This window comes from Micromonospora sp. LOL_013, assembly GCF_048060315.1.
In the GTDB taxonomy this organism is placed as follows: Bacteria; Actinomycetota; Actinomycetes; order Mycobacteriales; family Micromonosporaceae; genus Micromonospora_E.
Genome location: NZ_JBHMIQ010000002.1, coordinates 166,828 through 179,131 on the forward strand (window position 1 = coordinate 166,828; position 12,304 = coordinate 179,131).

General features: G+C 69.2%; 14 protein-coding genes. 6 read left to right on the forward strand and 8 right to left on the reverse strand.

Annotation, left to right across the window (positions count from 1 at the left end; translation table 11 throughout):
* The first annotated feature begins 2 nt into the window (after window positions 1-2).
* Window positions 3-428, forward strand: a complete 426-nt coding sequence (locus ACFHWS_RS02610; RefSeq protein ID WP_416551521.1) for a cytochrome c oxidase subunit 4 — start codon at window positions 3-5, stop codon at window positions 426-428.
* 25 nt (window positions 429-453) lie between these two features.
* On the opposite strand, the gene ACFHWS_RS02615 is transcribed toward ACFHWS_RS02610, so the two are convergent.
* From ACFHWS_RS02615 to ACFHWS_RS02630, 4 genes are all read right to left on the reverse strand, one after another.
* Window positions 454-618 (reverse strand): hypothetical protein, encoded by a 165-nt coding sequence (locus ACFHWS_RS02615; RefSeq protein ID WP_416567551.1) that lies wholly within the window; start codon window positions 616-618, stop codon window positions 454-456.
* A 229-nt stretch (window positions 619-847) separates the two neighbouring features.
* Entirely contained in the window at window positions 848-1,942 is a 1,095-nt protein-coding gene (trpD, locus tag ACFHWS_RS02620; protein WP_416551523.1) for an anthranilate phosphoribosyltransferase, read from the reverse strand.
* Between the two features lie 86 nt (window positions 1,943-2,028).
* On the reverse strand, window positions 2,029-2,436 hold the full coding sequence (locus ACFHWS_RS02625; protein ID WP_416551525.1) for a hypothetical protein: 408 nt from the start codon (window positions 2,434-2,436) through the stop codon (window positions 2,029-2,031).
* 73 nt (window positions 2,437-2,509) lie between these two features.
* Complete coding sequence (locus ACFHWS_RS02630; protein WP_416551527.1) at window positions 2,510-3,415, reverse strand: cytochrome c oxidase assembly protein; 906 nt, start codon at window positions 3,413-3,415, stop codon at window positions 2,510-2,512.
* 107 nt (window positions 3,416-3,522) lie between these two features.
* On the opposite strand from ACFHWS_RS02630, the gene ACFHWS_RS02635 reads away from it, so the two are divergent.
* From ACFHWS_RS02635 to ACFHWS_RS02655, 5 genes are all read left to right on the forward strand, one after another.
* Entirely contained in the window at window positions 3,523-4,122 is a 600-nt protein-coding gene (locus ACFHWS_RS02635) for a cytochrome c oxidase subunit 3 (RefSeq protein ID WP_282231574.1), read from the forward strand.
* A gap of 79 nt (window positions 4,123-4,201) precedes the next feature.
* Window positions 4,202-5,062: a cytochrome c gene (locus tag ACFHWS_RS02640; protein ID WP_416551529.1), complete on the forward strand. Its 861-nt coding sequence runs from the start codon at window positions 4,202-4,204 to the stop codon at window positions 5,060-5,062.
* A complete protein-coding gene (locus ACFHWS_RS02645) occupies window positions 5,059-6,174 on the forward strand; it encodes a ubiquinol-cytochrome c reductase iron-sulfur subunit (RefSeq protein ID WP_416567552.1) in 1,116 nt (371 codons plus the stop codon). The genes ACFHWS_RS02640 and ACFHWS_RS02645 overlap by 4 nt, the downstream gene beginning before the upstream one ends.
* Entirely contained in the window at window positions 6,171-7,835 is a 1,665-nt protein-coding gene (locus ACFHWS_RS02650) for a cytochrome b (protein WP_416551533.1), read from the forward strand. Before ACFHWS_RS02645 ends, ACFHWS_RS02650 begins: the two co-directional genes overlap by 4 nt.
* A 223-nt stretch (window positions 7,836-8,058) precedes the next feature.
* Entirely contained in the window at window positions 8,059-8,451 is a 393-nt protein-coding gene (locus ACFHWS_RS02655; protein WP_416551535.1) for a peptidase inhibitor family I36 protein, read from the forward strand.
* A gap of 147 nt (window positions 8,452-8,598) precedes the next feature.
* Here ACFHWS_RS02655 and ACFHWS_RS02660 read toward each other — a convergent pair whose 3' ends face one another.
* From ACFHWS_RS02660 to ACFHWS_RS02675, 4 genes are read right to left on the reverse strand one after another with little or no spacing between them, the layout of a single operon-like run.
* A complete protein-coding gene (locus ACFHWS_RS02660; RefSeq protein WP_416551537.1) occupies window positions 8,599-8,886 on the reverse strand; it encodes an Lrp/AsnC family transcriptional regulator in 288 nt (95 codons plus the stop codon).
* Window positions 8,887-8,942: 56 nt separating this feature from the next.
* Window positions 8,943-9,803, reverse strand: coding sequence for a nucleotidyltransferase family protein (locus ACFHWS_RS02665; RefSeq protein WP_416551539.1), 861 nt, complete (start codon window positions 9,801-9,803; stop codon window positions 8,943-8,945).
* Window positions 9,800-10,369 (reverse strand): NUDIX hydrolase, encoded by a 570-nt coding sequence (locus tag ACFHWS_RS02670; protein ID WP_416551541.1) that lies wholly within the window; start codon window positions 10,367-10,369, stop codon window positions 9,800-9,802. The genes ACFHWS_RS02665 and ACFHWS_RS02670 overlap by 4 nt, the downstream gene beginning before the upstream one ends.
* Window positions 10,370-10,412: 43 nt before the next feature.
* On the reverse strand, window positions 10,413-12,194 hold the full coding sequence (locus ACFHWS_RS02675; protein WP_416551543.1) for a RelA/SpoT family protein: 1,782 nt from the start codon (window positions 12,192-12,194) through the stop codon (window positions 10,413-10,415).
* Window positions 12,195-12,304 lie beyond the last annotated feature (110 nt).

The following is a 12,304-nucleotide window of genomic DNA, read 5'->3' on the forward strand; positions in this document are numbered from 1 at the left end:
TCATGAAGACCGAGTGGCGACTGTTCGGCATCGTCGCGGCGTTCCTGCTCGTCGTGTCCGGTGTCTACCCGGCGTGGACCTACGGGCAGCTCGGGCACGTCGAGTGGATCGGCACCACGGCGCTGATCCTGTCCTTCCTGCTCTGCGCGATGTGTGGCGGCTTCTTCTGGTTCGTGTCGCGTCGGATCGATCTGCGTCCCGAGGACCGGCCGGACGCTGAGATCTCCGACGGAGCGGGCGAGGTCGGCTTTTTCAGCCCGGGCAGCTACTGGCCGTTCGGGGTGGCGCTGGCCGCCACCATCGCCGGTCTCGGCCTGGTCTTCTGGCAGTGGTGGCTGCTGATCTTCGGCCTGCTCTCGGTGATCGCCACCGCAGCCGGCCTGCTGTTCGAGTACTACACCGGCACCCGGCGTACCGCCGAGCACTGAGCCGGGCCGAGCACTGAGTTGACTATCACCCGCTTCGGCTGAGCCGGCCGTCACCGATTGTTGCGGCGGCGCAGCTTCGCACCCAGCCGGCGACGGCTACCGAGGTGCCGATCCGCTCCGGCGAGGACCAGACGCAGCGGTCGACGGTGGGTCGGCGGATGACCTTGACCGCCGCGTGGGCGAAGATCACCGGTAGATCACCTCGCCGACCATGAGCAGCAGTTGCGGGTGCCGCAGCCGCCAGGCCGCAGTGCCACCCAGACACCCTGACCGACGGTCAATAGCAGCAGTCCGGGCAGCAACTCCCGGTCCGGCGGTAGCCAGCATCCATACGGTGAGCGAGGCGCTCGCCACGTACAGCACCCAGCGCAGGATCAGCGGCAGGTACGCGTAGCCTTGCGGTCGGCGACTACGCTACGTCATCGAATCTGCGGCCCGGTGGTGGTACCCGCAGCCGACTGGGCCACTTGCACCCACCGGTCCAGCAGTGCGGCGGCGGCGCCGCTGTCCACTGCCTCGGCGGCCCGGCCCAACTGTGCCCGCATCGTCTCCAGCGGCTCGTCAACCGGCGCGGCGCCGGTCTGTACCGCCTGAGCGGTCAGCGCCGCTGCGGCGTTGACCAGCACCGCGTCCCGGACCGGACCGGTCTGGCCGGCGAGCAGCCGGCGGGTGACGTCGGCGTTGAAGGCGGCATCTCCGCCCCGGAGATCACCGGGGGCGCTGCGGGCGACCCCCAGGTCCTCGGCGGCGTCCACGACCATCGCGCGCACCACGCCGTCGGCGGCGAACCAGACCCTGGTCGGGGCGGCGGTGCTGAGCTCATCCAGCCCGTCCTCACCCCGCATCACCAGTGCAGTGTCGCCCCGGGTGGCGAACACCTCGGCCATCACCGGCGCCATCCGGGTGTCGAAACAGCCGATCGCCCCGGCCCGGGGCCGGGCCGGGTTGGTCAGCGGGCCGAGGAAGTTGAATACGGTCGGTACGCCGATCTCCCGCCGGGTCGTCCCGGTGTGCCGCATCCCCGGGTGGTACCGGGCGGCGAAGCAGAACCCGATGCCGACCTCGGCGACGCACCGGGCCACCCCCTCGGGGCCCAGGTCGAGCGGGATGCCGAAGTGCTCCAGCAGGTCGGCGGCCCCGCACGACGACGAGGCAGCCCGGTTGCCGTGCTTGACCACCCGGGCACCGGCCGCAGCCACCACGATCGCAGCCATGGTGGAGATGTTGACCGTGTGCGCCCGGTCGCCGCCGGTGCCGACGACGTCCACCGCGTCGGCGCGCAGCGCGTCCGGCAGACCGACCGGCACCGCGTTGGCGATCATCGCCTCCACCAGCCCGACCAGTTCGGCCGACGTCTCGCCCTTGGCTCGCAGCGCGACGGCGAAGCCGGCGATCTGCGCGGGTGTGGCGGAGCCTGTCATGATCTCGTCCATCGCCCAGGTGGTGTCGGCGGTGGAGAGCTGCTCGCCAGCGAGCAGCGCGTTGAGCAGATTCGGCCAGGACCGTTCACCCATGGGGCCTCTCCCAGGTGCGATGGGGGCGTGCGCGGTGCGGGGCGGTGCGGCGGAGCGTGGACGGTGCGGCTCGGTGCAGGGGTGGGTCAGGCGGCGGGCAGCTTGCCGGACCGGCCGCGCAGCATGCCGGCGATGGTCTGGCCGGTGGTCACCGGGTCGAGCGGGTGCATCAGGGTGGCGTCGACCTCGGCGAACGAGGCCAGCCAGCGGTCGGCGGCGCGGGCGATCACCACGCAGGTCGGCGGCGCGTCGGCGCGGTCGTCCTTGATCTGCCGGGCGATACCAAGCCCGCCGCCGGGGGTGGCCTCACCGTCGAGCAGCATCAGGTCGATCTCGTACTCGTCGACCAGCCGGACGCAGCCGGCGTAGTCGGACGCCTCGACGAACTCGACGGTCAGGTCGGTGGCGGGGCGGGTGCCGACGGCCAGCCGCATCCGGTCCCGTACCTGCGGGTCATCGCTGTAGAGCAGGACGGTGTGCACGCGCTCGGTCATCTTCTCGCTCGACTCCCACCTCGTAGCTGCGCGCTGATCGTACCGTCCGTCCGGGTCGCGTCCGGCGAGCGGGTCAGTCGGCGGCGGCCGCCACGCGGGCCTGTCGCGCCTCCTGGCGGTCGAGTTCCCGGTCGATGCGTCGGGCTTCCCGCTCGGACTGGCGCATCCACTGCACCACCAGCACGGCGAGCATGGTGACGCTGACGAACTCCCCGCCGGCCCACAGGACGCCGCCGGCCACCTCCTGGTCGGCCCACGGGTCGGCCCAGGTCAGTCCGAGCGACGGATACCAGTCGCCGCCGAACAGGGTGCTGCTCTGCATGACGGTGAGCCCGAGCACGGTGTGGAACGGCACGGAGAGCACCATCAGCAGCGCCCGGGCCGGGTACGGCCAGCGGCCGGGCAGCGGGTCGAGCCCGACCAGCGGCCAGAAGAACAGGCAGCCGGTCATGATGAAGTGGGCGTGGACGAACTCGTGGGCGAGGCTGCTCTCCAGGGTCAACCGGTAAAGATCAGTGAAATACAGCACAAATGGGTTGATCACGAACAGGCCGAAGGCGACCAGCGGGAAGGCGACCACCCGGGCGTACCTGCTGTGCAGGACGGCGAGCAGGCGGCGCCGCGGGTTGCCGGGCAGGGTGCGCAGCGCCAGGGTGATCGGTGCGCCCAGGGCGAGAAAGATCGGCGCGATCATCGACAGCACCATGTGCTGGACCATGTGCACTGACAGCAGAGTGGTGTCGTAGGCGCCCAGTCCGCTCACCGTGACGGCGGCGATGCCACCCAGTCCGGGGCCGAGGAACAGTACGGTGCGTGACACCGGCCACCGGTCGCCGCGCAGTCGTAGCCGGTGCACCCCGTACAGGTAGAGGCCGGCGGCCACGACGAGTGTCAGCGCCAGCCAGTTGGTCAGCTGGATCTCGGTGAACAGGGCCGAGACCGTGAACGGCGGGACGGCCATCGCAGCGACATCTGCCACATGACGAGGCTAGGCCAGCGGCCTCGGTCGACGTTATCCGGCCCACCGACGGGTCGGGTTTGCCACCCCGCCGTCCGTGGGCACTGACCGGCAGCAATAATGACCGCGTGACTGCGGCCCCAGCGATTGACAAGAGCCGGATCCACTCGCTGACCCGACCGAACATGGTCAGCGTCGGGACGATCGTGTGGCTCTCCAGCGAACTGATGTTCTTCGCGGCGCTGTTCGCGATGTACTTCTCCATCCGTGCGGCGGACTACAGCATGTGGGAGGAGCACACCCCACAGCTGAACATCCCGTACGCGACGGTCTTCACCGCGATCCTGGTGGCCTCCTCGGTCACCTGCCAGATCGGGGTGTTCGCCGCGGAGCGGGGGGACGTGCACGCGCTGCGGCGGTGGTTCACGATCACCTTCGTGATGGGCCTGATCTTCCTGCTCGGCCAGGTCAACGAGTACCGGGAGCTGGTCCACCACGGCATCAAGATCAACGGTGACGGCTACGGCTCGGTGTTCTACCTCACCACCGGCTTCCACGGGCTGCACGTGGCGGGTGGCCTGGTCGCCTTCCTGATCTACATGGTCCGGACCACGATGGGGCGGTTCACTCCAGCCCAGGCCACCTCGGCCATCGTCGTGTCGTACTACTGGCACTTCGTTGACGTGGTCTGGATCGGCCTCTACTTCATGATCTACTGGCTGCAATGATCATCAAGCGGTCACTCACCGTGATGGTGCGGCGTCGTGCCGACCAGGCAGGTCGCAAAACCGACAAGGATTCAGGTCAATGACATCTGACACCCCCGCCGACCGGCGAGCCGACCGCGGACGTGGTCTCCTCGCCCGGCTGCGCAGCGGGCGGGCCACGCCGCGAGGCCGGGGCCGCCGTCGGCTGGGCACCGCGGTCCGGTTGCTCGCCGCGCTGTTCCTGGCCGGCGGTGCGTACACCGTCTTCGCCCCTGGCCTGCAGGCGCAGGACACCCCGCAGCTGTCCCAGGCGGCCGAGGACGGCAAGGCGCTGTTCGACCAGAGCTGCATCTCCTGCCACGGGCGTAACGCCCAGGGCGTCGAGGGACGCGGCCCCAGTCTGATCGGTGTCGGATCGGCGTCGGTGGAGTTCCAGGTCGGCTCGGGCCGGATGCCGATGGCCCGACAGGAGGCCCAGGCCGAGCGCAAGCCGGTGGTCTTCACCGAGGAGGAGATCCGCCAGCTCGGCCAGTACATCCAGGAGCTGGGCGGCGGCCCGCAGCTGCCGGCCGGCGACATGCTGCGTACCGGCGGTGACATCGCCGTCGGCGGCCATCTCTACCGGATCAACTGTTCGTCCTGCCACGCCTTCAGCGGCGGCGGCGGCGCGCTGTCCTCCGGCAAGTACGCACCGAGCCTGGACCCGGCCACCGACCGGCAGCTGTACGCCGCCATGCTGACCGGTCCGCAGAACATGCCGGTCTTCGGGGACAACCAGCTCACCCCCGAGCAGAAGCGCGACATCATCGCCTTCGTGCAGGAAGGGCTGAAGACCGACGGTGACCCCGGCGGGCTGGCCAACCTCGGCCGGTACGGTCCGGTGACCGAGGGCATCGCCATCTTCCTGGTCGGCATCACCGCGCTGGTCTTCGCCAGCCTGTGGATTGCGGGGAAGTCATGAGCACCGACATCGACACCACCACCACCACTCAGCAGCACCGCCAGCCGGCGCAGGTGAGCCTGGACGACCCTCGGCTGACGTCGTTCGACGTGCTGCGCGAGGGCGCCCGGCGCGACGACATCGAGATCGTCCACTACGAGCCGCCATTTCCGGTACCCGGCACCAGGACGGAACGGCGGATCAGCCGGTTCGTCGCCGGGCTGTTCCTGCTCGCCGGGCTCACCGCGACCGCGTTCCTGGTGGTGTACATCTGGTGGCCCTGGGAGTACGAGCTCGGCACCGGGATCAGCAAGTTCTACACTCCGCTGCTGGGCGTCAGCCTCGGGCTGACCTTGCTGGCCATCGGCGTCGGCATCCTTACCTGGGGCAAGAAGCTGCTGCCCCACGAGGTGGCAATCCAGGACCGGCACGACGGCCCGTCCAGCCCGGACGACCGCAAGATCACCGGCGGCACGCTCACCTACATGGTGGACGAGCTCGGGGTGAAGCGCCGTCCGCTGCTCGGGGTGTCGCTGCTGGCCGGGTTGGCTCCGGTCGCCGCGGTCGCGGCCGCACCGCTGGTCGGCGGCCTGATCCGGGATCCGCACACCGACAACCAGATGGCCACCACCGGCTGGGAGCCGGTCGAGACGGTCGGTGGCGGCACCGAGCTGGTCCGGCTGACCAGGGAGGACGGCTCGCCGATCCGGCCCGCGGACGTCAGCGTCGGTGGTCAGATGACGGTCTTCCCCGGAATTCCCGGCGGGCACACCAACCGGTACGCCGACTCGCCGACCCTGCTGATCCATCTGCGGCTGGACGACGCCCGGACCGCCCGGGAGAACAACGAGGCGGTGGGCAAGCCCGACTACATGTGGGGCAACTACATCGCGTACTCGAAGATCTGCACCCACGCGGGCTGCCCGGCGAGCCTGTACGAGCAGCAGACCAACCGGCTGCTCTGCCCCTGCCACCAGTCGCAGTTCCTGATCACCGACAACGCCAAGCCGGTCTTCGGCCCGGCCAGCCGTCGGCTGCCGCAGCTGCCCATCTCCGTCGACGACGAGGGCTTCTTCGTCGCCACCTCCGACTACACCGAGATCGTCGGACCCGACTTCTGGGAGCGGCCATGAAACGCCGTAAGTTCGACGCCCGTGCGCTGCCCGGCCAGGCCGCCGGGCAGCTCGACGACCGGTTCCAGGCAGCTACGCCGCTGCGCAAGCTGCTGAACAAAGTCTTCCCGGACCACTGGTCGTTCCTGCTCGGTGAGATCGCGCTCTTCTCGTTCGTCGTCGTCCTGCTCACCGGCGTCTACCTGACCTTCTTCTTCGACCCGTCGATGGAGGAGGTCACCTACGACGGCAGTTACGCCCCGCTGCGCGGCATCCCCATGTCGGCGGCGTACGCGTCGACGCTGGACATCTCGTTCGACGTCCGGGGCGGCCTGATCATGCGGCAGATGCACCACTGGGGGGCGCTGCTGTTCATGGCGTCGATCGTGGTGCACATGCTGCGGGTGTTCTTCACCGGCGCGTTCCGCAAGCCGCGTGAGGCCAACTGGATCATCGGCTCGCTGCTGTTCTGGGTCGGCTTCCTCGCCGGCTTCACCGGCTACTCGCTGCCCGACGACGGCCTGTCCGGCACCGGGCTGCGGATCGCGTCGGCGATCATGCTGTCCATCCCGGTGATCGGGTCCTGGGTCACCTCGTCGATCTTCGGCGGCGAGTTCCCGGGCACGATCATCATCAGCCGGTTCTACATCGCCCATGTGCTGCTGATCCCCGGGCTGCTGGTGGCGCTGATCAGCGCCCACCTCGGCCTGGTCTTCAAGCAGAAGCACACCCAGTGGCCTGGCCCGGGACGGACCAACGACAACGTGGTCGGCGAGCGGATGTTCCCCCGCTACGCAATCAAGCAAGGCGGCTTCTTCATGATCGTCTTCGGGGTGGTCGCCCTGATGGCGGGAGTCTTCCAGATCAACCCGGTGTGGCTGTTCGGCCCGTACGAGGCCGCCGTGGTCTCGGCGGCGAGCCAACCCGACTGGTACGTCATGTTCCTGGACGGCTCCACCCGGTTGATGCCAGCGTGGGAGCTGACCATCCCGATCGGTGACGGGTACGTGATCCCGCCGCTGTTCTGGCCGACCGTGGTACTGCCCGGCATCCTGGTCATGCTCTCCCTGGTGTACCCGTTCCTCGAAGCGCGGTACACGAAGGACAAAGCCAGCCACAACCTGCTGCAGCGGCCCCGGGACGTGCCGGCCCGGACCGCCGTCGGCGCGATGGCCGTCACCTTCTTCATCGTGCTGACCATCTCCGGCGGCAACGACGTGTTCGCCGACAAGTTCTTTATCAGCCTGAACGCGATGACTTGGGCCGGCCGGATCGGATTGATCCTGCTCCCGCCGTTGGCCTACTACGTCACCTACCGGATCTGTCTCGGTCTGCAGCAGCACGACCGGGAAGTGCTGGCGCACGGTGTCGAGACCGGCATCATCCGACGGCTGCCTGACGGCCGCTTCGTCGAAGTGCACCAGCCGCTGGGACCGACCGACGAGCACGGCCACGGCAAGCTGGAGTACGTCGGCTGGGTGGTGCCGAAAAAGATGAACCGGCTAGGCGCGCTCGGCCCGGCGGTCAAGGGCTTCTTCTTCCCGATCGAGAAGCCGGCACAGGTTCCGCCGCCAGCGCATGTGGCGATCGACCCGGCCGAGGAACAGCCGGCCGAACTGCGGTCGGCTGGCAAGGAGAAGCAGCCGGCCGACCGCGAGGAGATCAGCAGCGGCAGCCGCTGACCACCGCGCACCCGGAGTCGACAGAGGCGTCCGCCGAGCAGATCGGCGGGCGCCTCTGTGATCTCATACCTGCACCGGCCGCCCCCACAAGCCCTGTCGCCATGGTAGTAGCGGTATCCCTAAGAGACTGCGGTGATCCATTGGTGACGGTTTCCTCTCGACGTAGCGTCATAGTCGACAGCGATCGATCAACCGCAAGGTAGTCGCTCGGAGGAGGAGCTACGTGAAGCTGGCAAGGAAGTTGCTGACGTGGGCCATTGGCGCCACCATGGCCCTGGTAGTCGTGACGCCGTCGCCTGCGCAAGCCGCCTACTGGGACTGTCCGGCCAACGCCATGTGCATGTGGGAGCACAGCGGAGGTAACGGCCTGATGGTCTGGGCGTCGGTCAACACCGGCAACCAGCCGGACCTACGGGCATGGAGCTTCGACGACAAGATCAGCTCGGTCCGGAACACTTCCGCCCGGGGCGTCTGCCTGTATCCCGACCTCAACTACGATGGCAACTGGCACATCTTCGTCCCGCCCTACAGCGGCGGTGGCAACGTTGATCCGCTTGCGAACGATCAGATCACCTCGTTCCGCTGGGCACCGTCGACCTCACCGCCCGTCTGCTGACGGGCAGCCGACGTCAGACACCGTACGGTGACGCGGCTGGTCGCCAGGGGTCTGGGGCCCCGCCGACCAGCCGCGTCGTCATGTTTGCTGGGCGGCTCTGCCTGCGGCAGCTGTCAGTTCCCGCGGTTGGCTCAGCGCTGTCGTCGGTCAGTCCGTGTCGGCCAGCCCGATGGCGAAGGCCGCTTCCAGATCGTGCTGCGAGTAGGCGCGAAAGGCGATGTGCGACTCGGTGCTGAGTACGCCCGGAACCTTCGAGATCCGTCCGGCGATCACATCGGCGATCTGGTCGAACTCCCGCACCCGGACGATCGCGATCAGGTCCACGTGCCCGGCCACCGAGTAGACCTCGCTCACCCCGTCGAGACCGGCGAGCGCCTCGGCCACCTCCGGGATCGAGTCCGTGGCGCAGTCGATCAACACGATGGCAGTGATCACGCAGGCCCTCCGTCTCTCACCGGCGTCCGCCGCCGATGTTACTCAATAGTGAACGGTCAACCGGCGGACACCGTCAGATCGCTGCCCACCCGGATCGCGTCGGTCAGCCGTTCCCCCGCATGCACCTGCGCGCCGGGCCACACCACTGAGCGGACCAGCGTCCCCCGTACCACCGCGCCGGCACCGACGACGGAGCGGTCGACCGGGCCGGTCACCGTGGCCGACGGGTCGAGGAGGCTCCGGCCACCTGCCGCATGCAGATTGGCCGCGAGGTAGTCCGGTGGTGTCCCGGTGTCCAGGTAGGTACCCGGATAGTTGATCACCTGCAGCGCGCCGGCCGCCTCCGCGGGCCGCCAGACGGTACGGACCAGCTCGCCGGGGGCGGCCGGTAGTCCGCTGACGTAGCGCCACGGCAGCAGCGAGAAGCCGGCGAACCGGTGCCCGTCGAAGCCGCCCCGGGCGGCCGGGTCGGTGAACCGCTTGCCCAGCAGCCGGACGGTTTCGCCGTCCCAGCCGTCGAGCAGTGTCGCGATGTCCGGCCCAGGATCGAGATCTGGATGGGCTAGATAGCCGTCGACGTTGCCGACCAGCACGCCGCGACCGCCGATCCAGTCGCGTAGCCGGCCGACGCCGCCGGCGGTGCCCAACGGGTCTCCTGGCTCCACGGACAGCTGTGCCCGGTCTCCGACATGGGTCACCACCTGCCGGCCGAGGTAGCAGGCGTTGACCGCGACCGCCGCCGGCCCGGTGAAGCCGAGGGCTCCGACCCGGTCGAGTGCCCGGTCCAGCAGCGGTACGTTCCCGACCGGGCAGAGCGCCTTCGGGACGAGACCGGTCAACGGCCGCAGCCGGCGGCCTTCACCGGCGGCGAGGACCACTGCGCAGATCCGGTCCGGTCCGACCGCCGGTGCGCTCACCCCGGCTCCTGGCCCGCTGGCGGGCCGGTCTTCGCTGGTACGTCGGTCTCCGCTGGCACGACGAGCGGTCCGATGCCGTAGTGCGCCAGCAGCCGGGCGGTCGCCGGGGTCAGCCGGGGCAGGTCGTCGAGCCGGTGCCAGGCGGCTTCGTACACCTCGGCCCCGTCCACCACCAGTTGGGTTCGCGACGCTGCCACGGCGGCTTCGAAGACGACGTCCACCCAGCCCTTGGCGTGCACCACGGCGTTCGGCACCGCCGGGCGTAGCTGGTCCGGGGCCAGCCGGATGCCGGTCTCCTCGGCGAGCTCCCGGGCCGCGCCGACCACCGGCGCTTCGCGGTGTCGCAGCAGACCGGCGGGCAGCGTCCAGCCCCGGCCGGGTGGCTGGCGCAGCAGCAGCAGTCGGGCGGGTGCCGACGGATCGACTTCGGCATCGGTCACCAGCGTCACGGCGCCGACGATGTACTTCTGCACAGCGAGCCGGACCAACCGCCGACGGACCGGGTGCGGCAACCGGTAGAACACGCCGTACAACAGGGCGCGTGCGGGGGATCGGCGGATGATCATACTGTTCAGGCTAGAGGTAGCCGGTCACCGGCGCCGGGCCAGGTCAGCCCGGCTGGTCGACCAGGGCGATGAGCTGGTCGACGACGGCCTCGGGCTCGATGGTCCGGTCCACCACCGCGACCAGCAGGGTCTCCATGTCCGGGTACTTGAGGCTCTCCGCGAGCTGGCGCAGTGGTTTGTCGTTGGACAACGCCCGGTCGTGTTTGCGCAGGATCAGGCTGACGGTGGCGCGGCCGAGGCGTACCTTGTCGCTGATGCTGATGCCCGGTTCGGAGTGTTCGGCGAACCAGCGGTTGATCTGCATCTGGGCCTGCGGCGACTTGACGAAACCCAGCCACTCCTTCCGCGGCCCGGCTGACGCCGGTGCCGTCCCGGTCGGCTGGTCGTCGCTCTCGGTGAAGATCTCGACCACGTCGCCGTCGGTCAACTCGGAGGCCAGCGGTGCCAGTCGGCCGTTGATCCGTACGGCGAGACAGTGCGCGCCTTTCCGTGAATCCAGCTCGTATGCGAGGTCGACCGGCGTCGACCCGGCCGGCAGCACGATCGGCCGGCCGTCGGTGAAGACCTGGATCTGCGCGTCCACCAGGTCGCAGCGCAGCGAGTGAACGAACTGGTCGGCGTCGATGTTCTCCTGTGACCAGTCGATCGCCCTGCGTAGCCAGGCCAGCTCGTCGGCGCGGGCGGCGGCACGACTGCGGCCGGGCTTGGGGAAGTGGTACGGCGCGGCGATGCCGAACTCGGCAGAGCGGTGCATCGCGTCGGTCCGGATCAGCACCTCGAGTGGACGTTCGTCCGGGCCGATGACCGTGGTGTGCAGCGAGCGGTAGAGGTTGTTCTTCGGCGCCGCGATGAAGTCCTTGAACCTGCCCGGTACCGGTCGCCAGCGGCAGTGGATCGCGCCGAGCGCCGCGTAGCAGTCGGTGTCCGGCCCGGTGACCACGACCTCGATGCGGGGCAGGTCGAACGGTGCCGGGTGGCCACCGGCGACGGTGTCCTTCCAGATCGAGTAGCGGTGCCGGGGCCGGGCCGCGACCCGGGCAGTGACCTTCTCCCGGCGTAGCGTCACCCGCGCCTGTCCGCAGACGGTGTCCAGGTACGTCGCCCAGCCCGGTCGGTTGGCCAGGTGTTCCTCAATCTGCTGGTAGGCCTCCGGCTCCAAATGGAACAGGACGATGTCGTCGAGCTCCCGTTTGAGCTTCTGGATGCCGAGCCGATCGCAGAGCGGGACCAGCACGTCCAGGGTCGCCTTGGCGATCCGGGCCCGGGAGGCAGGGGAGCGCACACCGAGGGTCCGCATGTTGTGTAGCCGGTCGGCGAGCTTGATGACCAGCACCCGGACGTCCTTCGCCGCAGCGATGATCATCTTTCGGATGGTCTCGGCCTCGGCGGCCTTGCCGTAGAACGCCTTGTCGAACTTGGTCACCCCGTCAACCAGGTGGGCGACCTCGTCGCCGAAGTCTGCGGCCAGTGTCGGCAGGTCGTACGTGGTGTCCTCGACGGTGTCGTGCAGCAGCGCGGCCACCAGGGTGGTGGTGTCCATGCCGAGCCCGGCGCAGATCTCCGCGACGGCCAACGGGTGGGTGATGTACGGCTCGCCGCTCTTGCGGTACTGGCCGGCGTGCATGCTGTCGGCGATCTGGTAGCCGCGGCGCAGCACCGCCGGGTCCGCCGACGGGTGGATCGACCGGTGGACCCGGATCAGCTCGGCGACCGGTTCCGGCGAGCCGGGTGACCAGGACAGCCAGGCCCGCAGGCGGGCGGACAGGGGTGTCGCGGTGGGCAGGAAACGTCCGATGGCGGCGCCGGGACCGGCGTCGACGTCCACGCGGAGACACCTCCTCACCCATCGCCCGGCCGGTAGACCGCCCGGACGCACGCCACGAATCGGGCGTTGGCTGACAGGACTGCACTTGTCTAACAGACTAAGCGAGCGAG

Coding starts and splice junctions, on each gene's coding strand:
- ACFHWS_RS02610 (WP_416551521.1), top strand. CDS start 3: ATGAAGACCGAGTGGCGACTGTTCGGCATCGTCGCGGCGTTCCTGCTC.
- trpD (WP_416551523.1), bottom strand. CDS start 1,942: ATGGGTGAACGGTCCTGGCCGAATCTGCTCAACGCGCTGCTCGCTGGC.
- ACFHWS_RS02625 (WP_416551525.1), bottom strand. CDS start 2,436: ATGACCGAGCGCGTGCACACCGTCCTGCTCTACAGCGATGACCCGCAG.
- ACFHWS_RS02640 (WP_416551529.1), top strand. CDS start 4,202: ATGACATCTGACACCCCCGCCGACCGGCGAGCCGACCGCGGACGTGGT.
- ACFHWS_RS02645 (WP_416567552.1), top strand. CDS start 5,059: ATGAGCACCGACATCGACACCACCACCACCACTCAGCAGCACCGCCAG.
- ACFHWS_RS02650 (WP_416551533.1), top strand. CDS start 6,171: ATGAAACGCCGTAAGTTCGACGCCCGTGCGCTGCCCGGCCAGGCCGCC.
- ACFHWS_RS02670 (WP_416551541.1), bottom strand. CDS start 10,369: ATGATCATCCGCCGATCCCCCGCACGCGCCCTGTTGTACGGCGTGTTC.